We start from the raw sequence: 18,877 nt of genomic DNA on the forward strand, positions 1-18,877 counted from the left end.
CCGCGGACGAGCCGTGCCGCGGGTCTTGCCTCGGTAAGCGCTTTCCCCTACGTTCCTCCACCCGACGGGACATCCCCGGGCAGGCATCCGGGAGCACACCTGACGAGTGAGGCACCTATGGCGGAACAAGGGCCCGCCGGAGCCGCAGGACGGCGGGAGGTACCGGAACGGCTCACGATCGGGCTGGTCACGGCGAACATCCATCTCGGCGTCGGGGCCACGTTGTGGTCCGGGGCGCTGAGGGCCGCGGAGCGCGACGACGTGAACCTCGTGTGCTTCCCGGGAGGCTCACTGCGCCCGGGCGGCGAGGCATCGCGGAGCGCACTGTACGAACTGGTGGGCCGGGCCCGGCTCGACGGCGTCGTCTGCTGGAGCTCCACCCTCGGCCTGCCGGCATCCGGCGACCACGCCGAACGCTTGCTGCGCTCCCTTCGGCGTCTGCCGGTCGTGAGCCTCAACCACGCCCTGGAGGGCGTCGACGAACACGAGACCCTCACACTCGACTCGTACGCGGGTATGCGGGAGCTCGTCGGCCACTTGGTCGCGCGGCACGGCGTACGGCGCCCCGCGTGCATCCGCGGGCCGCTCACCAACCCCGTCTCCTTCGGCCGGTACCGCGCCTACACACAGGCACTGGCCCAGTACCGCCTGCCCGCCGAACGCCAACTCGTCTGCGCCGCGGGCGACTTCGCGGCGGGCGCCGGTGCCTCGGCGATGCGGGTGCTGTTGGACGCGCGCGGGCTGCGGCCCGGTATCGACTTCGACGCGGTGGTCGCCTGCAGTGACGTACTGGCGGCGGACGCGCTGCGGTTGCTCGCCGGGCGGGGCATCCGGGTACCCGAGGACGTCGTCGTGGTCGGTTTCAACGATTCCCCCGAAGCCCGGCTCTCCGAGCCGCCGTTGACCTCGGTCTCGCTGCCCTTCGCGGAGCTGGGCGGGCTGGCCGTGGACACGTTGGTGGCTCGGCTGCGGGGCGGGCGTGCGCCGGACCGCAGGGCGGTTGCGGGGGCTGTGGTCGTCCGCCGGTCTTGCGGGTGTCCTTCGCCGTTGGTGGCGGAGGGTTTGGTGAGCGGGGGGTCGCTTTCTGGTGGGTCGCTCGGTGATGGGTCGGGCTCGGGTGGGTCGCTCGCCGACGGGCCGCAACCGGGCGGGTCGCGGTTGGAGGGGCCGCGCTCGGGCAGGTCGGTCTCGTATGGGTTGCGCTCGTGCGGGTCGCTCACCGAGGGGTCGGGCTCGGGCGGGTCGCTTACCGACGGGCCGCAACCGGGCGGATCGCGCTCGCAGAGGCCGCGATCGAGCGGGTCGCGCTCGGGTGGTTCGCTCTTGTACGACGAGGTCTTCGCGGCGCTTCCTTGCGCGGGGCGGGAGCTGGCGGCGGCGTTCCGTGCGGATGCGGATCCCGCGTGGGCGGATGCCGATCGCGTGGCGGACGTCGATCGCCCCGGCGCTCGGGGCCCTGGCGTCCAGGGCGCCGACCTCGGGGGCGCCGACCTCGGGGGCGCCGACGTCCATGGTCCCGGCTCCGGCCCCCACGGCTTTCTACCCATGCTGGAGCGCCTGCTGGGACAGCAGGTGCGCAGCCCGGACACGGTGGCGGCCTGGGAGCGGGCCTTGCTGGAGATACGTGACGACGCGGTCAGGTGTCTGCCGGAAGCCGCGCGGGTCCGCGGGGAGCGGCTTCTCGCACAGGCGAGGCTGCTGGCGGCCGATGCGTCCAGGCGACTGCTGGAATACGAGCGGTGGCTTGATGCCCAGGAAGCGGGCCGGCTGCGGGAGTTCGGCACGGCGCTGGCCACGGTGGTCGATCTCGACGGGCTCGGCGAGGTACTGGAGCGGCACGCGGTGGCGGGCGGGCTGCCGGGGTGCCGGGTGGTGCTCTACGAGGGTGCCTGGGACCGGCTCTCCGGCCCCGGCCGCGGACTGGCGCGGGTCCTGCCGGTCCCGTCCGCATCGGGCGACCATGGCGGGGCGCGCCCCGAGCCGGATCCGTACCCCGCGCACCTGCTGCTTCCCGACGAACTGCTGCCCGAGGCCGATCGGTTCACCTTCGTGCTCGAACCCCTCCACGTCGGTGACGAGCAACTGGGCTTCGCCGTCTTCGAATCCGGTACGGGGCACGAGGCGGACCGGCGAGGAAGCCTGTACCGGGCGCTGGGTGACCAGATCAGCGCGGCGCTGAAGGGCATCCGGCTGTTCGCGGAGGTGCGCCGCGCCCGTGACGCCGCGGAACGGGCCAGCACGTTCAAGACACGACTGCTGACCCAGGTCACCCAGGAGCTGCGCGGACCACTGGAGGAGATCCGGCGGCATGCGGGCACCGAAACGGGCGGGGACGAAGTGGGCGGGGGCGAAGCGGGCGGGGGTGAGGCGCTCCAGCTGGTGCATCGCGATGCCGGCCGGCTGCTGCGACTGGTCGACGATCTGCTGGAGTGGTCCCGCACCGGGACGGACGAACTCGGCCCGTCCCCACGGCTGATCGACCCGCGTCCCGTACTGGTGAAGGCGTTCCGTGCCGTCGCCGCCACGGCACCGGGCGGGGCCGACTGGTCACTCGTACTGCCCCGTCGGCTGCCGGCCGTGCTAGCCGACCGGGAACAGCTGACCAAAGCGGTCTGTCATGTACTGGACGCCACTGCGCGAGCCGACACGCAGGGAGGCGTCGTGCTGACGGCGCGCACCGCGCCGACGTCCGTCAGGGTCACCGTCACGGCGGTGGCCGATCCGTCCGCGGACCCGCGGTCCGGGGAGGCCGAAGGGGCGGGCCTCGGTTCGGCCACGGCGCGTCGTCTGGTGATGCTGCACGGCGGTTCGTACGCGGTCGGCGACAGTCCGCCGCACATCCGGCTGACCGTGGAACTGCCGCTGCCCGCCGTGCCGGGGCCGCGGGCGCCCTCGGCCGGAGCCGGGCGCATCCTGCTGGCTGTCGGTACGGGCCGGCCCGCCGGGGATGTCGCCGCCCTCGCCAGGCAGCACCGGCTCCGGCTCCGCCCGGTCGGCCCCGACACCGACCCCGACACCGACCCCGACGCGGACGCCGCCCCGCCCACCGGCGAGCGCACGGTGGCCGCGGTGGTATGGGACGTCGAGGCCGCCGGGCCCGAGGAGTGGCGGGTGGTGCAGCGCTTGTACGACGAACCTGCGCTGAGCGGCACTCCGTTCGTGCTGTTCGGGGTGACGGGTGAGGACCTCGCGCAGGCGCTTCGGGGCCAGCGGCCGAGCAAGAGTCCGCGGCCGGTGATCGTGGTCGACGGAGCGACACCGTCGCGGGAACGTCTCAGACGCTCGGCGGCCACCGCGTTACGCGGCCACCCGGTCCGTACCGCGGCCGACGGCACCACGGCGCTCGCCCTGATCACCGAGGAGGAACCGCACCTGGTGATCGCGCAGCGGACGCTCGCGGACATGGACGGCTTCGACTTCGTCGACCGGATACGGGTGCTGGAAGGACGCCTCTGGGAAGGAGGGCCCGGCGAAACGGGCCTGGCAGAAGGTGGCGTCCCGGGAGGCGGGGCCGCCGGGGGAGTGCTCGCCGGCGGACATCTGGTCGGAGGGCGTCCGCCGTGCCCCGTACTGCTGCTCAGCGCCGAAGGGTTCACCCACGCCGACGCCCACCGCGCCAAGGCCCATCCCGGTCTCGTCCTCCTCGACCGCGACATCCTCACCGAGGACGAGACCGCCCGGCTGGTCGTCGCGATGACGGCCGACGGGGCGCAGGCCGCCGGACGGAACCGGGCCCTCGTCCACCAGGCCCTGGTCTGCCTCCAGACGCACTACCGCCGGCGGATCTCCCGCTGGCAGATCGCCCAGGCCGTCGGGGTCAGCGCCGATCACCTGGGCCGACTCTTCCACCAGCAGTACGGCCTCACGGTGTGGGAGTACCTGACGCGCCTTCGGATCCAGCGGGCTTGCGAGCAGCTGCGCGGCAGCGAGGACAGCATCCAGAGCGTGGCCCGGGCGGTGGGCTTCACCGACCGGGCGTACTTCAGCCGGGTGTTCCGCAGGGTGACCGGCGTCGCGCCGCACGCCTACCGCACGGCCGGTCCCGCGGTCGGTCCTCAGCCGCGGGACGCGGGCACGGGTACGGGTACGGGGCTCATTGAGAAGGCCGGCTCATGAATGCGTGCGAGTTCTTCTGTTGGACGTGCGATCTTCTCAGGCCTGATGCTGGAGGCTCGCCATCGCACTGAAGTCCCACGGGCACCACTGAGAGAGACACCATGGAACAGCGGGTAATCGGCAGGATCAACCAGCAGGTCTCCGTCGTCGGCCTCGGCACCTGGCAGCTGGGCGCCGACTGGGGCGACGTCAAGGAGGAGGACGCGCTGGCCGTGCTGGACGCCGCCGTCGAGAGCGGCGTGACCTTCTTCGACACCGCCGATGTGTACGGCGACGGGCGCAGCGAGCAGCTCATCGGCCGCTATCTGCGCGAACGCCCGGACGCGGATCTCCTCGTCGCGACGAAGATGGGCCGCCGCGTGGCGCAGGAGCCGGCGCACTACACCCTCGACAACTTCCGTGCCTGGACGGACCGTTCGCGTGCGAACCTGGGCGTGGACACCCTCGATCTCGTACAACTGCACTGCCCGCCCACACCCGTCTACTCCTCCGACGCGGTCTTCGACGCCCTGGACACCCTCGTCGAGGAGCAGCGCATCGCCGCGTACGGCGTGAGCGTGGAGACCTGTGAGGAGGCGCTGACCGCGATCGCCAGGCCCGGCACGGCCAGCGTCCAGATCATCTTCAACGCCTTCCGGCTCAAGCCGCTGGAGGCGGTGCTCCCGGCCGCCGCCGAGGCGGGCGTGGGCATCATCGCGCGGGTGCCGCTGGCCTCCGGGCTGCTGTCCGGCAAATACACCAAGGACACCGTCTTCCCGCCCGACGACCACCGGACGTTCAACCGGCACGGCGAGTCCTTCGACCAGGGCGAGACGTTCTCCGGTGTCGACTACGAGTCGGGCCTCGAAGCGGCCGCGGAGTTCTCGGCACTCGCGCCCAAGGGGGCGACGCCCGCGCAGACCGCACTGCGCTGGATCATCCAGCAGCCCGGCGTGACCTCGGTCATCCCCGGCGCCCGCTCTCCCGAGCAGGCGCGTGCGAACGCGGAGGCCGCCGCGCTGGCGCCACTGCCGGACGCGACGCTCGACGCCGTACGGGAGCTGTACGACCGCAGCATCCGGGCGCAGGTCCACCACCGCTGGTAGCAGGGGGGGCGGTCAGCCGGCGTAGGTCCCTCCTCGCCACCTGACCGCCCCGCAGCCGTACCGCTACGGCTTGCGGCCCACTGCGCCGTAGGCGTCGACCACCGACACGTCGGACTCCGGGCGCCACTCGGTGACCTGGACGACGCCGGGCTCGACCAGTTCCAGCCCGTCGAAGAACCCGGCGATCTCCTCGACGCTGCGTACGTAGTACGGAACGGCCCCGCTCTCGTTGTACGCGTTCGACGCGGCGATCATGCCCTCGCTGGTGGCGGTGCTGTCGCTGATGACCAGGTAACTGCCGGACGGCAGACCGGCCATGAGACGTGAGACCAGCGAGCGGGCCTGCTCGTAATCGGCCACATGGCCCAGGGTGTTGAGGATCATCAGGGCGACGGGCTGCGAGAGGTCCAGCGTGCTCGCCGCCGTCTTGAGGATCTCCTCGGGCTCGTAGAAGTCGGCGTCGATGTACGCCGTCTCGCCCTCGGGTGTGCTGGTGAGCAGCGCGCGGGCGTGAGCGAGGACCATGGGGTCGTTGTCGACGTACACGATCCGGGAGTCGGGGGCCACACGCTGGGCCACCTCGTGGGTGTTGTCGGCGGTCGGCAGGCCGGTACCGATGTCGAGGAACTGCCGGACGCCCTGTTCGCCGGCCAGGTGCCGGACGGCGCGCCCGAGGAACTGGCGGCTCGTACGCGCCACGTCGACGAGGCCGGGGAAGATCTCCTTGATCTGGTCCCCGATCTCGCGGTCCACCTCGTAGTTGTCCTTGCCGCCCACGAAGTAGTTCCAGAAACGCGCGGAGTGCGGCTTGGTCGTGTCGATCCGGGCACGTATCTCGGCAGCGGCGGCGAGCTGGGGGTCTTGATCGGACACGAAAGTGCCTCCTGCGCATCGGTGTTCGGTAACCGGACATCAATCTAGTCGAACGGTCCGGCTTCCCGCCCACGTCCTGGCAGGTGAACTCGGCCGCACCATATGGGATTTGGCCAAGTGAGCCGCAGGCAGGCCCAAATCGGCATGGGGAGGGGGAGGGGGAGTCAGATCCAGCCCTGCTGCCAGGCGTGGGCGGCGGCGATGGGGGCCCCCGCGTGAGCGAAGCCGAGCGTGGGGGCTCCCAGCTTGGACATGGCGGCGGAGAGGTGGTTGCGGACCGTGCCCGGGCCAGATGGACCTCGGCGGCGACCGTCCAACTGCTCTTCCTGGTGTAGCCGCGCCAAGGGATGATCACATCAGCGCAGCCCCCAACTCGTCGTATCCGGCCGCCAGTTGCCGCAGCGCGCCGACGGCCGACCGCGTGTCACCCACGACGAGGCCGTACTGCACGCTGCCGAGCAGCCGCGCTTGACGCTCCGCGATTCCGGAGGCGCGCATCTCGCCGATCTCGGCCAGCCAGAGCGAGGCGTCGGCGAGACGGCGGGTGCCGACCCGGACGGCGAATTCGGCAAGGTGGCTGAGGGTACCGTCGTCCAACCCGGCCTGTACGTCGTCCGCGAGCCGCTCCACCGCGGCAGCACCGCCATCTTGCAAGTGCCGGCCGGGCCCGCTGTGTTGACCTGTGAGCCACCCGAACGCGGCGGGCAGGGACCGACGCAGAGCCGTCGATACGTCGACCTGTTCGGTACGCCGGAAGTCGCTGCGCATGGTGAACGGACCTGCGCAGTACGGCAGTTGCTCCCGCCAGGCCGCCACGAAGGCATCGATGGGCAGCGTGGCGAAGGGGAAGCCGCCGGGGTCGTGGAAGAGCACCGTACGGTCGTCGACACCGAGCACCGCCACCCAGTGGCCGCCACCGTTGGCGGTGCCGGTCGACCAGGGCTGGTGCAGGAGTAGCCCGATGTCCACGGGGCCGACCAGCACCGGCCCTCGCCCGGTGGCCTCCTGCAGGCGGCCGACGGCCTCGTCCGCTGTACCGCCCGTGGTGCGGCGGCAGGTCCAGCCGAGCAGCCCGACGGCCTGGTCGAGGCCGAGATCGGGATTCCAGCCGAGCGGATCGAAGTACGGCAGCCCGCCCTCGATCTGCGCACCGAAGGGCGACCCGGTCAGAACCTCGATCGCCGAGGGCGAAGGCGCGTCCGGGTCCAGGACCATGGCGAGTGAGTTCGCGTAGCAGTACGGGGTCGCACCCCGAAAGGCAGTTGGCATGGTCCAAACCTGACATTTTAAATATTTCACCACCAGCCCCCCGCGCCTCCGCCTGAACGAGGGGCTCCTTTTTCAAAGGCCCGCGCCTGGACCGGGTCCGAGCGGCGATCAACGAAGCATTCGAGATCATCGCCGGCCACACCAGCGCCGCCGTCGACGTCGGCCTCTGAACACCTGGGGCTGCTCTGGCCCCGTTGCGGTCCCGGGAGGAGTATGGGAGATGAGCGACCAAGGAGGACCGTCATGAAGACCGGCGCCTCGGACTACGACCGCTGGCTGTACTCGCACACGCCATCCCAGGCCGAGGGCGAGCGCGACGAACCGGCCGAGCGTGCGGCCACGGAGCAGCACCCGGACGTCCCCAGAACCGAGCCATCCCAGGCGGAGGGGGAGAGGGTGGACGACATCCGGACCACATAACCGCCGCTACCGGGATTCATTCGCAGTGCCTCGGCGTTCACGCCGGGGGTGAAGCGAATCTGATGGTGGCGACGCGGAGCGTCGCCGTATCTGATCCGGCGGAGCCGGAGATGGCACATTCGTCACTCATGGCGTGAAGCGTCATGACGGCCTGCCCGGGCGGAGCCGGGGAACGCTCATATCGGCCGGTTCTGCTGCTCGATGTACTGCCTGACCACGGTGAGCGGGGCGCCGCCGACGGTTCCGGCGAAGTAGGAGCCGGACCACAGCTTGTTGGCCCGCCAGTAGTGGCGTACGAGGTCGGGAAACTCCTGGCGCAGGCGGCGCGAGGAGACGCCCTTGAGGGAGTTGACCAGCTTGGTCACGGCGACCTTGGGCGGGAAGTTCACCAGCAGGTGGACGTGGTTGTCCTCGCCGTTGAACTCCACCAGCTCGCACTCGAAGTCCGTGCACACGGACCGCATGATCTCCTCCATGCGCCTCAAGTGGGTGTCTGTGAACACTTTGTGCCGGAACTTGGTCACGAAGACCAAGTGCACATGCATCACGAAAACACAGTGCCGACCAGTTCTGATCTTCTACATCTCACCCATAACCCAAGTATGTATCGTGGCCGTCATGCAGCTCCGGTACGCCTTCAGGCTGTACCCGGACACCGGCCAGCAGAGGGCGCTGGCGAAGGCGTTCGGGTGAGCCCGCGTCGTGTTCAACGACGCGGTGCGTGCCCGCGAGGACGCCCGCAAGGCCCAGCAGCCGTTCCCGAAGATCGGCGAGCTGTCCACCCGCCTGATCACCCAGGCAAAGCAGACCACCTCACGCTCCTGGCTGGGCGAGGTCTCCGCGGTGGTCCTGCAGCAGTCCCTGCGCGACGCCGAGACCGCATACCGCAACTTCTTCGCCTCCCTCAAGGGCACCCGCAAGGGCCCCAGGACCGGCCCGCCCCGCTTCAAGTCCCGCAAGGACGCCCGGCAGTCGATCCGGTTCACCGCGAACGCCCGCTGGAAGATCACCGACAGCGGCCGGCTGTACCTGCCGAAGATCGGGGCGGTGAAGGTGAAGTGGTCCCGTGCCTTGCCCGCCACCCCCACCTCGGTCACCGTCATCCAGGACAGTGCGGGCAGATTCTTCGCGTCCTTCGTCATCGACACCGACCCGGCCGCCGACGCGACCCGGATGCCCGAAACCGGCCGCACCATTGGCATCGACCTCGGCCTGACCCACTTCGCGGTCCTGTCCGACGGCACGAAGATCGACTCCCCGCGTTTCCTGCGCCGCGCGGAGAAGAAACTGAAGAAAGCCCAGCGGGAGCTGTCCCGCAAGCAGAAGGGATCCAGGAACCGGGCCAAGGCCCGCCTGAAGGTCGCCCGCGCCCACGCCCAGGTCGCCGACGCCCGCCGCGAGTTCCACCACCAGCTCTCCACGAAGCTGATCTGCGAGAACCAAGCGATCGCCGTGGAGGACCTGTCGGTGGCGGGACTGGCCCGCACGAGGCTGGCCAAGTCCGTGCACGACGCCGGCTGGTCCTCGTTCATCAGCATGCTGGCCTACAAAGCAGAACGGTATGGTCGCACTCTGGTGAAGATCGGCCGGTTCGAGCCGACGAGTCAGGTCTGCTCGGCCTGCGGTGTCCAGGACGGGCCCAAGCCCCTCGATGTGCGGGAGTGGACGTGTGCCGCCTGCGGGACGGTCCACGACCGTGACATCAATGCCGCGATCAATGTGAAGACGGCCGCCGGACTGGCGGCATCGGCCTGCGGAGCGCCGGTAAGACCAGAACCTGTTCTGGCACAGCGCGAAGAAACAGGAAGCCACGGATTCCCGACCGAACCCCGTGCCGCGTAGCGGCACGGCAACGGAACGGAAGGCCAGAATCCCCGGGCTTCAGTCCGAGGAGCATGTCAATCCAGGAAACCGCAGGGTCCGGCTCCGCAGTCGGACGGAAACGGCGCCCGTCCCGCAGCCAGGGGAGCGACCGCCGGCACGGTCAGCGTGACGACGGAGGATGCCCGGCGTCACGTCCCGGTGAGCCAGGTGCGACGTCACGTCGGAGACTGTCAGGACGGAGCTCATATCCAGGTGTCGAGCCACATGCGGGTGTGCCAGCTGGGATACGGAATCGTCAGGCCCGTGTAGATCGGGAAGAAATAGATGAAGTTCCAGGTGATGAGCAGCACCAGCGCGCCCGCAGCCACCGCACCGCTTGTGCGGCGTGTTTCGCTCGTCCCCGGCGGACCCAGCAGCGCGCCCACCATCATCGCCACGGCCAGGCACAGGTACGGCACGAAGACGACGGCGTAGAAGGAGAAGATCGTTCGGTCCTGGTACAGGAACCAGGGAAGATAACCCGCGCCTACGGCACACAGAACCGCACCGGCGCGCCAGTCGCGGCGCAGCGCCCACCGGAAGAGCAGATACACGAGGGCGCAGCATGCCGACCACCACAGCAGCGGTGTGCCCAGTGCGAGGATCGTCTGCGAGCAGTCGGCCGTCGCCTGGCAGCCGGCCTTGCCGGGCTCCGGTGACTGTGAGTGGAACAGCACGGGACGGCCGAGGACCAGCCAACTCCAGGGATTCGACTCGTACTTGTGCGGAGTGTGCAGTCCCACATGGAACTGGTAGACCCCGTACTCGTAGTGCCACAGGCTGCGAAGTGGTGCCGGAATCCACGACCATGTGCCGCCGCGGCCGTCCGCCCAGTGTCTCCCATAGCCGTTGTCGGACAGGAACCAGCCGGTCCACGTCGCCAGATACGTCACCACGGCAGCCGGCACGACGGACACCACCGACCAGCCGAGGTCCTTGCGCAGCACCGCACGGTACGGGTGCCGTGCCCCCGCGACACGGCGGGCGCCGACGTCCCACAGCAGGGTCAGGATGAGGAAGGAGGCCAGGAAGTACAGGCCGCTCCATTTGACCGAGATCGCCAGTCCCAGGAAGAAGCCGGCCGCGAGCCGCCATGGACGCACTCCCGTCGCGGCGCGGTCGCCGGTGTCCTCGTCGGGGCGCGCGTGGCTGTCCTCGCCCGCCGGTAGGGCTGCCGCGAGCCGGGCCCGCGCCCGGTCCCGGTCGAGGAGCAGGCAGCCGAACGCGGCCAGGACGAAGAACATGACGACGAGGTCGAGCAGAGCGGTGCGGCTCATCACATAGTGCAGGCCGTCCACCGCCAAGAGCGCGCCGGCCAGGCAACCCAGTACCGTCGAGCGGAACAGGCGGCGGCCTGTGCGGCACACCATCAGCACCGACAGCGTGCCCAGGACCGCGGTCATGAAGCGCCAGCCGAAGGGGTTGAGGCCGAACATCCACTCGCCGAGGGCGATCACCCACTTGCCCGTCGGCGGGTGCACGACGAAGGACCCGGTGTCGGAGAGCGGGATCATCTGGGGGTCGGCCAGGATCTGCGGGTCGGCGACCTTGCGGTCCGGCCAGGTGCCCTCGTAACCGAGCCGCAGCAAGGCCCAGGCGTCCTTGGCGTAGTAGGTCTCGTCGAAGACGACGTCCCGCGGGCTGCCCAGACGCCAAAAGCGCGGCAGTCCGGCAAGGAGTGCCACCAGGAGCGGCCCGGCCCACCCTGACCAGCGCGCCAGTCGGCCCGCCGCTACCGGGGACAGCCCGAGCGTGCGCCACAGCCGTGACCCGCGTTCGGGAAACGGCATCACCAGGCGGTCGCGCACGGACGTACGCGGCCGCTCCGCGTACCCGAAGTGGCGCAACCGCCGCTCCCAGGAGGTCGGCCGGCGAGGCGCCGCCTTTTGCGGCACGTCGACAGACGCGGGCGCTTTCGCACGGATCACGTGGTGAGCTTTCAACTCGTGGAGAACGGGACAAGCGGGGGACCAGCTGCCCGGCGGTCGGTGGTGGTCACGTCGGCTCAGGCAGCCCTGACCCATCGGGACCGCATGAACCAGGCCAAGGCGCTACCTGGTGGTTGAGGTTCGCGTCGGCATCGGGACCGTCTCGGGGGTTGAGGGTCGGTACGGCATCGGCGCCGGCCTGGTGGTAGACGTGCAGGTCGGCATCGGCACCTCCTTGGCGGTGGAGGCGGAGCGGGCGGTCGAGGGCATCGGCACCGGTCCGGTGGCTGACGTGCAGGTCGACGTCGGCACCTCCTTGGCGGTGGAGGCGGGGCGGGCCGTCGAGGGCATCGAGGCCGACTCGGCAGAGGTGACGGGGCGGGGCTGAGGGCCGGCAGGCCCGCCCTGAGCGAAAGAGCTCGGCAGGACCACCAGTCCGACTCCAAGTCCGGCAACGGTCAGCACGGATCCGGTGGCCATCCAGGCCGTCCGGGCGCGCCGTCGGGCGCGAACGCCGGTTTGCAGTCGGTGTCTGTGCCGCTCCTCATAGGGCGTGTCCTCTTGGCTGTCACGCATCATCCGTGCCAGCTCCTGCTCGAAGTGATCCATGGCTCCCCTTTTCACTCCACCGGCTCGACGGCCTCAGCCAGAAGCTGCCGCAACCGTGCGACGCCGCGTGCCGTCAGCGAACGGGCGGTACCCACCGGACACCCCAGCACCTCCGCGACGTGCCGCTCGGGCAGGTCCTGGTAGTAGCGCAGCACCACCGCAGCCCGCTGCCGCGCCGGCAACAACGCCAACATGGCCTCCAACCGGGTCCGTTCATCCACGGCGGCGGTCTCATCCCCCACCTCGGGCGGGTCGGGCAGCTGGTCCACGGGGTGCTCGCCCCACCAGCGACGCCGTGCCGAGCGAGCCGCGCCACGGACCAGGACCCGGCGCACATACGCCTCGGGCGCCTGCTCGGCCACCTTCGGCCAGGCAAACCACAGCTTGACCAGCGCCTCCTGCAGCAGATCCTCGGCCCGGTGCCGGTCTCCGCCGGTGAGCAGCCGCGCCAGGTGAAGCAATGCCGACCACCGAGCCGCCACGAACCGGTCGAACTCATCGGCCGGCAACCGCCCCATCAACGTTGCCCCTTACCCCCGCACGCCCCTACACCCTAGATAAAGGCACTGGCCCCTGCCCCGCTATGCACCCTCGACCTGTGGTCTGGCTCACATATGCCCGTCCTGGCAGGCCCCGAACGCGACTTCCCTGCACCGGGGGCCGCGCCCACCGCGAACTCGAGGCCGCCCGGCTGCGCTTGTCGGCCACGCTGCCCAGCCCGGGCAGCTCGATGGCCCGTCCACTCGGCGGCGCGAAAGGTCCGTACCGTCCGGGAGAACGACGGTCGCCGTCGATCCTGGGGGGTACGTCGACGTCGATCCGGAACGTGCCTCGTCGAACGCCCAGTTCACGGCGATGGTGCCTTCAGCACGGTCCGGCATCGGTTGTCGCCTCCGGTCGGGGAGAAGGGATCCAAGCGGGCTCCCGGCGGATACCGCAGCAAGCAGGAGTGGCATGCGAAGACGCGCCGGCTCCACGTCCTTGAGGATCGTCTGCAGCGGGAGCGGGCGGACCGTGAGGCCGGTGTCGTGCACGTGGTCCGCGGCGGGAAGCGGCTGGCCCGCAACCGGCACAACCTCACTGACACGGGGCTGACCGAGGCTGGGTGGCGGGAGCGCTGGGAAGCCGAGCGGTGGTTCCTTCAGACGGATGGCGAATCGGGCAAGCGGTATGGCAACGAGACGATCCGCGTCACACTCAAGGGCGAGATCAGCATCAAACTGCCCGCCCCGCTCGCCGAGTTGGCCAACGCCCGGCACGGCCTCGCCATCGCGGTTAGTGTCACCGGTCAGGCCCTTCGAGAGGGAGGATGGGGGCCTCGAGGGTTTCGTCGCGGTCGCACACGAGGGTGTCTCCGCTCACCCGCAGGCGGGCGACCTGAATCGAGCTCCGCCGGCCGTTGTGGTCGATGTGGGGTCCAGGGTCGTCGTCGGATCGCCTGGGGTGCGAGAAGTAGAAGACGAACGCGCCGAGTTCGCTCGTGACGACATCGGCGTGATAGCCGTACCCCCCGTCGTCCGGGCCCTGCCCGGGGCGATCGAGGATGAGTCCTCGCGGTTCCCATGTCTCCAGGTCCCGTGAGTGAAGAACCCGCTGGCCATGCCATTCGTCGATGAGCATCCAGTAGCTGCCGCCGAGCTCGAAGACGTTCGGGCCTTCGTGCTTCGAGATCTCGACGGCGGGCCCCCGGACGGTCCACTCGGCCAGATCGTCGCTGTCCGCCGCGTAGGTGTGCGCGTGATCGGCCTCGTCCTTGTACCACAGGCGGTAGCCGCCCGTGGGGAGCCGCAGGACGCAGGCGTCGATCACTCTCTCGGACGAGAGCGACAGGGTGGAACGGTAGGTCCAGGAGAAGAGGTCATGGCTCGTGTAGTGACGGATCACGCGTGCATGGCCCGCCCACTGGGTCGGAACACCGCGGATCACGCTGACGAACATGTGGTACTCGGTTCCGTCGTCGATGATCTCGGGGGCCCAGTAGGTGTGCCGCCCGGGCTCGATGTCCAGCCCCTCGGCGATTCCCCGGTACAGCCAGCCGGCTCCGCCGTCCGCGGAGGACGCGATCCCGATGTCGGTCCCGTGTATCCAGCTCACGTCGTCCATCGGCGGCGCGTCGGCGCGACGGCTCGTGTAGAACATCCACCACTCGCCGGCCTGCCGGTTCCAGATGACAGTGGGGTCGGTCGCGCCGTCGTGCATGGGGTCTCGGAACAGAGGTCGGGCAACGGTTGTCATCGGTTCTTCCCAGGCGTGAGTGTGAGGGTGTCGTGAGTGGTCAGTCCTGCCGGTTCGTCAGCCGGATCATGTTCCAGGAGAGCGGCTCGAGTTCGGCGTGGAGGACACCGCCGGTCACGGTGGTGCCGGTGGCGGGGTGCGGGGTGACCCGGTCGGGCTGGTCCGCGGTGTTCGTTGCCTCCGGGTCGCTGTCGGCCAGGACCAGGTGCTCCGCCAGGGAGTGGGCGCCGACGCCGCGCAGGTCGATGCTCAGCGGCAGAGTGTCCGTCTGGCTGCGGTTGACCGCGAAGACGGTGACGGCGCCGGTCTCGTCGTCGACCACGGCGGTGGCGTGGAGCAGCGGTACGTCACCGAAGCGGGCGGTGGGGTACGCCGGGCTGTCCACGTCGACGCGCAGCACCCGGCCGCGCCCGTACGTCGCCGCCTGGGCGAAGGGGAAGAAGGTGGTCTGCCGCCAGGCCGGGCCGCCCGGCTCGGTCATGATCGGCGCGATGACGTTGACGAGCTGGGCCAGGGAGGCGGCGGTCACCCGGTCGGCGTGCCGCAACAGGGCGATGAGCAGCGAGCCGAACACGACGGCGTCGGTGACGGTGTAGACGTCCTCCAGCAGGCGCGGGGCCTGCTGCCAGTCCTCGACCTGGTGGGGATTGGGCCGCTTCTGGTACCAGACGTTCCACTCGTCGAAGGAGAGGTTGATCCGCTTCTTCTCCTTGAGCCGCGCCCGGACGTGGTCGCAAGTGGCGACGACCGACTCGATGAAGTGCTCCATGTCGACGGCGGAGGCCAGGAAGGAGTCGCGGTCGCCGTCGATCTCCTCGTAGTAGGCGTGCAGCGAGATGTGGTCGACCTGGTCGTACGCGGCTTCCAGGACGGTCGCCTCCCAGGAGCCGAAGGTCGGCATGGAGGACGCCGAACTGCCGCACGCGACCAGTTCCAGGCCGGGGTCGATCATTCTCATGGCGCGAGCGGTCTCGGCGGCGAGCCGCCCGTACTCCTCCGCCGTCTTGTGCCCGGTCTGCCAGGGCCCGTCCATCTCGTTGCCCAGGCACCACATCTTGATGCCGAACGGCTCCTTGGCGCCGTGGGCGGCACGGCGGTCGGACAGCTCGGTGCCGCCCGGGTGGTTGCTGTACTCCAGCAGCCGCAGGGCGTCCTCCACCCCGCGGGTGCCGAGGTTGACGGCCATCATGGGTTCCATGCCGGTCTTGGCGCAGAAGTCCATGAACTCCCCGAGGCCGAACTCGTTGGTCTCGGTGGACTTCCAGGCCAGATCCAGCCGGACCGGGCGCTCCTCGCGCGGTCCCACGGAGTCCTCCCAGCGGTAGCCGGAGACGAAGTTGCCGCCCGGGTAGCGCACGGTGGTGACGCCCAGTTCCCGGATCAGCTCCAGAACGTCCCGGCGCAGGCCGTCGGCGTCGGCCTGCGGGTGGCCGGGTTCGTAGATGCCGGTGTAGACGCAGCGGCCCAGGTGCTCGACGAAAGATCCGTACAGCCGGGAGTTGACGGAGCCGATGCCGAACGCCGGGTCGAGGGTGAAGCGTGCGGGGGTGGTGGGGCGGGACATGACTGCCTTTCGTTGGCTGTTTTGAGGCTGTCCGGCGTTTGCGGACGAGGTGTTCGGGGCGAAGCGGGTGTCAGGGGGCGAGCGCGCAGACCACCGACGGAACGGACAGCGCCGGGCCCGCCTGCCGCAGCGCCCCGTCGTCCAGGACACGCAGCGCGACGAGCGTCCCGCTGTGCTGGTTGGCGACCAGCAGGTGATCGTCCGCGTGGGTCAGGCCGCGCGGCCAGGTGCCGCCGGCGGGCATCTCGTCGATCGGTTCCAGTGTTGTGCCGGTGACCCGGAACGCGGCCACCGTGTCCGCGCCCCGATTGGTCACCCACACGAAACGGCCGCATGGCGAGGCGACGATGCCGCCCGGCTGGTTGGTGACGTCCCGGACCGCCGTGGCGGGCACTGAGGAGAGTCCCGTCAGGGTGCCCGTACCGGCGTCGTACCGGTGGCAGGTGACTGTCGAGGACAGTTCGTCCGCGCTGAACACCAGCTCACCCCCGGGAGCGAAGGCGAGGTGGCGAGGACCGGAACCGGGGCGCAGCCGGTTCACCACGACCCGCTCCAGGGTGCCGGTCCGGGTGTCGAGCCGGTAGGTGAAGACCGCGTCGGCGCCCAGGTCGGTGGCGAGGACGTAACGGCCGGCCGGGTCGACGAGCACCTGGTGGGCGTGGCTGCCCTCCTGCCGCCCGACGACCGGGCCCGCCCCTTCGTGGACGGCGATGTCGGTCAGCTCCACCGGGCGTCCGTCCGCGTCGAGACGGTGCACGGCCACGCTGCCGGGCGCCGTGTCGCTGCCGTAGTTCGCGGTCAGCAGCCAGCCCCCGTCCGGGTGGACGGTGAGGTGGCACGGGTTGGCGCCGCCGCTGCTGGGCGGGTCGCCCAGCGGGGACAGTTGGCCGTCGCCGTGCCGGACCAGGGCGCTGACGGTGCCCGGATCGGTCTCGTTCGTGCTGTAGACGACGTCGAGCGAGGGATGCGCCGCCAGGAAGGATGCCCCGCTGACGCGCAGCGGCGGCATTTTGGTGTCGTGCGCCAGGTGGCCGGTTGCCGGGGCGAGTTTCAGCGCTGCGATCCCGGCACCGTCCCCGCCGGAGTCGGGTGTGTAGGAGCCGATGAGGACAGCGACCTCATCGGTGGAGGAAGGCGTGGGCATGGGTGGTCCCTGGAAGTTCCTTGAGCGGGTGGGTACCTGCGCGGATGGGGTGCCGGGAAGGGCTCAGCGCACGATGTCGTCGTGGTGGTCCAGCAGATCCAGTTCGTTGCGCCTGGGCAGGCCTTCCCAGTCGCCGGTGGTGCTGACGGCGAAGGCGCCGAGCAGGGCCGCCGTCCGCAGGCGCTTCTCCGGCGGTTCCCCCGAGAGCAGTTCGGCGAGGTATCCGGCGGCGAACGCGTCTCCCGCGCCCACGGAGTCGTGCAGGGTGACGGGCACGGCGGGCTGCCGGTGTTCCCGGCCGTCGAGGAGGGCGTACGCGCCCTCGGCGCCCAGTTTGATGACGGCTCCGGTGGGGCCGAGATCGCAGATGCGCTTGGCGAGCTCCTCCGGGCCGTCGGCGTCCGGCACCATGAGACGGGCCTCGTGCGGTCCCGCGAAGACCAGGTTGCTTCTGCGCAGCAGCGGCAGCAGCGTGCGCCCGGCCTCCTGCTCGTTCCACAGCAGCGACCGGAAGTTGATGTCCAGTGAGACCGGTACGCCGGCGTCGACGGCGATGTCCACCGCCCGGGTGACGGCACGCGCCGGACCTTCGCCCAGCGCCGGGGTGATCCCGGTGATGTGCAGGACCGCCGCGCCTGCGACGAGGTCCTCGGGGATGTCGTCGGCGGACAGCCGGGCACCCGCCGTGTGGGTGCGGTAGTAGCGCGTACGGCTGTGCGTGGCCGTACGGCGTTCGCGCAGCAACAGCGAGGTGGGGGCTCGGTCGCGTGCGGCGACCGTGGTGACGCCTTCCGCGCGCAGCTCGCGGAGGATGAGGTCGCCGAGTGCGTCGTCGCTGACGCGGCCGATCCAGGTGGCGGACCCGCCGAGCCGGCTGACGCCCACGGCGACGTTCGACTCGGCTCCGGCGAGCCCGAGACGCAGGTCGGAGCCGAGGGCCAGTGGGCCGGTGTCCGACGCGGCCAGGACCGCGAGGACCTCGCCGACGGTCACCAAGTAGCGCTGCTGGGAAGGGTCGTTCACGGGCCGATCTCCTGATGACTGGACGTGGCCCGGATCGCTTCGAGCAGCGTGCGGGTCCTCGCCGTGAGGGCGTCCAGGGTCTCCGGTGCCGGATTCCGGTCCGCTCCGCGCAGCAGCGGGGAGCCGATGCCGACGGCGAGGGCGCCCGCGTCGAGGTAGTCGCGGGCCTGGTCGATGCCGACTCCGCCGACGGCGACGAGCGGGATGTCCGGCAGCGGCGCCCGCAGCTGCCGCAGGTGGTCGGGACCGCCGGTGCTCGCGGGGAAGAGCTTGACGGCGGCGGCACCCGCCCGCCAGGCGGTGGACACCTCGGTGGGTGTCCAGGCGCCCGGGTAGAACGGGATGCCGCTGTCGGTCGAGCCGCGGATCACGTCGGTGTCCACGGCCGGGGCCACCAGGAACTCGGCCCCGGCCGCGAGCGCTTCCCGGGCGTGCTCGGTGGTGATCACCGTGCCGGCGCCGACCGCCACATCGGGCCCGAGCTCGTCCCGGATGGTGGCCAGCGCGTCGAGGGCACCCGATGTGGTGAGGGTGACCTCCAGGCAGGTGATGCCACCGTCCGCGAGGGCCCGGGCCACTGCGGGCAGTCCCGTCGCGTCGGCCGACCGCAGGATGGCCATGACGCGGGTCCCGCCCAGCTGCGGGGTGAGTGGGGGACGCTCGGTCAAGACCTCACCGCCGCGGACGACGTGCCGAAGCGCTGGGTGGTGGTCATACGAAGTTCCTTTGCAGCGTGGAGCGTTGGTAA

At 70.5% G+C, this 18,877-nt stretch carries 15 protein-coding genes and 2 pseudogenes; 6 read left to right on the top strand and 11 right to left on the bottom strand.

Annotated elements, in window-relative coordinates; translation table 11 throughout:
- The first annotated feature begins 117 nt into the window (after positions 1-117).
- Positions 118-4,116 carry a substrate-binding domain-containing protein gene (locus tag ACFYO0_RS02650; protein ID WP_388669428.1) on the top strand — a complete coding sequence of 1,333 codons (3,999 nt, stop codon included), beginning with the start codon at positions 118-120 and terminating at the stop codon, positions 4,114-4,116.
- Between the two features lie 101 nt (positions 4,117-4,217).
- Complete coding sequence (locus ACFYO0_RS02655; RefSeq protein ID WP_388669431.1) at positions 4,218-5,201, top strand: aldo/keto reductase; 984 nt, start codon at positions 4,218-4,220, stop codon at positions 5,199-5,201.
- 63 nt (positions 5,202-5,264) lie between these two features.
- Here ACFYO0_RS02655 and ACFYO0_RS02660 read toward each other — a convergent pair whose 3' ends face one another.
- From ACFYO0_RS02660 to ACFYO0_RS02670, 3 genes are all read right to left on the bottom strand, one after another.
- Complete coding sequence (locus ACFYO0_RS02660) at positions 5,265-6,074, bottom strand: SAM-dependent methyltransferase (RefSeq protein WP_388669434.1); 810 nt, start codon at positions 6,072-6,074, stop codon at positions 5,265-5,267.
- 164 nt (positions 6,075-6,238) lie between these two features.
- Positions 6,239-6,418, bottom strand: a complete 180-nt coding sequence (locus ACFYO0_RS02665; RefSeq protein ID WP_388669436.1) for a hypothetical protein — start codon at positions 6,416-6,418, stop codon at positions 6,239-6,241.
- A 7-nt stretch (positions 6,419-6,425) separates the two neighbouring features.
- Entirely contained in the window at positions 6,426-7,343 is a 918-nt protein-coding gene (locus tag ACFYO0_RS02670) for a hypothetical protein (protein ID WP_388669439.1), read from the bottom strand.
- Between the two features lie 243 nt (positions 7,344-7,586).
- Between ACFYO0_RS02670 and ACFYO0_RS02675 the strand changes: the two genes are divergently transcribed.
- A complete protein-coding gene (locus tag ACFYO0_RS02675; protein WP_388669441.1) occupies positions 7,587-7,763 on the top strand; it encodes a hypothetical protein in 177 nt (58 codons plus the stop codon).
- A 176-nt stretch (positions 7,764-7,939) separates the two neighbouring features.
- Here the strand turns inward: ACFYO0_RS02675 and tnpA are convergent, their stop codons facing one another.
- Positions 7,940-8,338: an IS200/IS605 family transposase gene (tnpA, locus tag ACFYO0_RS02680; protein ID WP_388670822.1), complete on the bottom strand. Its 399-nt coding sequence runs from the start codon at positions 8,336-8,338 to the stop codon at positions 7,940-7,942.
- Between the two features lie 43 nt (positions 8,339-8,381).
- On the opposite strand from tnpA, the pseudogene ACFYO0_RS02685 reads away from it, so the two are divergent.
- Positions 8,382-9,605, top strand: a pseudogene (locus tag ACFYO0_RS02685) (RNA-guided endonuclease InsQ/TnpB family protein).
- Positions 9,606-9,829: 224 nt separating this feature from the next.
- Here ACFYO0_RS02685 and ACFYO0_RS02690 read toward each other — a convergent pair.
- Positions 9,830-11,554 (bottom strand): dolichyl-phosphate-mannose--protein mannosyltransferase, encoded by a 1,725-nt coding sequence (locus ACFYO0_RS02690; RefSeq protein WP_388669444.1) that lies wholly within the window; start codon positions 11,552-11,554, stop codon positions 9,830-9,832.
- A 130-nt stretch (positions 11,555-11,684) separates the two neighbouring features.
- Here ACFYO0_RS02690 and ACFYO0_RS02695 point away from each other — a divergent pair, with 130 nt between their 5' ends.
- Positions 11,685-11,942 (top strand): hypothetical protein, encoded by a 258-nt coding sequence (locus ACFYO0_RS02695; RefSeq protein WP_388669447.1) that lies wholly within the window; start codon positions 11,685-11,687, stop codon positions 11,940-11,942.
- 232 nt (positions 11,943-12,174) lie between these two features.
- Here ACFYO0_RS02695 and ACFYO0_RS02700 read toward each other — a convergent pair whose 3' ends face one another.
- The gene (locus ACFYO0_RS02700; protein ID WP_388669450.1) at positions 12,175-12,681 is read right to left on the bottom strand and encodes a SigE family RNA polymerase sigma factor; all 507 of its coding nucleotides are present in this window, start codon (positions 12,679-12,681) and stop codon (positions 12,175-12,177) included.
- 351 nt (positions 12,682-13,032) lie between these two features.
- On the opposite strand from ACFYO0_RS02700, the pseudogene ACFYO0_RS02705 reads away from it, so the two are divergent.
- Positions 13,033-13,461, top strand: a pseudogene (locus ACFYO0_RS02705) (IS200/IS605 family accessory protein TnpB-related protein); the annotation flags it as partial.
- Here the strand turns inward: ACFYO0_RS02705 and ACFYO0_RS02710 are convergent.
- The 5 genes from ACFYO0_RS02710 to ACFYO0_RS02730 form a co-directional block, all read right to left on the bottom strand.
- On the bottom strand, positions 13,445-14,362 hold the full coding sequence (locus tag ACFYO0_RS02710; RefSeq protein ID WP_388669453.1) for a glycosyl hydrolase: 918 nt from the start codon (positions 14,360-14,362) through the stop codon (positions 13,445-13,447). The pseudogene ACFYO0_RS02705 and the gene ACFYO0_RS02710 overlap by 17 nt on opposite strands.
- Positions 14,363-14,438: 76 nt before the next feature.
- A complete protein-coding gene (locus ACFYO0_RS02715) occupies positions 14,439-15,962 on the bottom strand; it encodes an alpha-N-arabinofuranosidase (protein WP_388669456.1) in 1,524 nt (507 codons plus the stop codon).
- A 70-nt stretch (positions 15,963-16,032) separates the two neighbouring features.
- Positions 16,033-17,106, bottom strand: a complete 1,074-nt coding sequence (locus ACFYO0_RS02720) for a lactonase family protein (RefSeq protein WP_388669459.1) — start codon at positions 17,104-17,106, stop codon at positions 16,033-16,035.
- Between the two features lie 63 nt (positions 17,107-17,169).
- On the bottom strand, positions 17,170-18,129 hold the full coding sequence (locus ACFYO0_RS02725) for a sugar kinase (RefSeq protein ID WP_388669462.1): 960 nt from the start codon (positions 18,127-18,129) through the stop codon (positions 17,170-17,172).
- The gene (locus ACFYO0_RS02730) at positions 18,126-18,797 is read right to left on the bottom strand and encodes a bifunctional 4-hydroxy-2-oxoglutarate aldolase/2-dehydro-3-deoxy-phosphogluconate aldolase (protein WP_388669465.1); all 672 of its coding nucleotides are present in this window, start codon (positions 18,795-18,797) and stop codon (positions 18,126-18,128) included. Before ACFYO0_RS02730 ends, ACFYO0_RS02725 begins: the two co-directional genes overlap by 4 nt.
- Between the last annotated feature and the right edge of the window lie 80 nt (positions 18,798-18,877).

Source organism: Streptomyces sp. NPDC006365 (assembly GCF_042870755.1).
GTDB lineage: Bacteria > Actinomycetota > Actinomycetes > Streptomycetales > Streptomycetaceae > Streptomyces > Streptomyces xiangluensis.

Excerpts from the sequence above, each read along its gene's own strand:
- ACFYO0_RS02675 (WP_388669441.1), top strand. The coding sequence starts at position 7,587 with ATGAAGACCGGCGCCTCGGACTACGACCGCTGGCTGTACTCGCACACG.
- ACFYO0_RS02710 (WP_388669453.1), bottom strand. The coding sequence starts at position 14,362 with ATGCACGACGGCGCGACCGACCCCACTGTCATCTGGAACCGGCAGGCC.
- ACFYO0_RS02720 (WP_388669459.1), bottom strand. The coding sequence starts at position 17,106 with ATGCCCACGCCTTCCTCCACCGATGAGGTCGCTGTCCTCATCGGCTCC.
- ACFYO0_RS02715 (WP_388669456.1), bottom strand. The coding sequence starts at position 15,962 with ATGTCCCGCCCCACCACCCCCGCACGCTTCACCCTCGACCCGGCGTTC.
- ACFYO0_RS02655 (WP_388669431.1), top strand. The coding sequence starts at position 4,218 with ATGGAACAGCGGGTAATCGGCAGGATCAACCAGCAGGTCTCCGTCGTC.
- ACFYO0_RS02700 (WP_388669450.1), bottom strand. The coding sequence starts at position 12,681 with ATGGGGCGGTTGCCGGCCGATGAGTTCGACCGGTTCGTGGCGGCTCGG.
- ACFYO0_RS02670 (WP_388669439.1), bottom strand. The coding sequence starts at position 7,343 with ATGCCAACTGCCTTTCGGGGTGCGACCCCGTACTGCTACGCGAACTCA.
- ACFYO0_RS02650 (WP_388669428.1), top strand. The coding sequence starts at position 118 with ATGGCGGAACAAGGGCCCGCCGGAGCCGCAGGACGGCGGGAGGTACCG.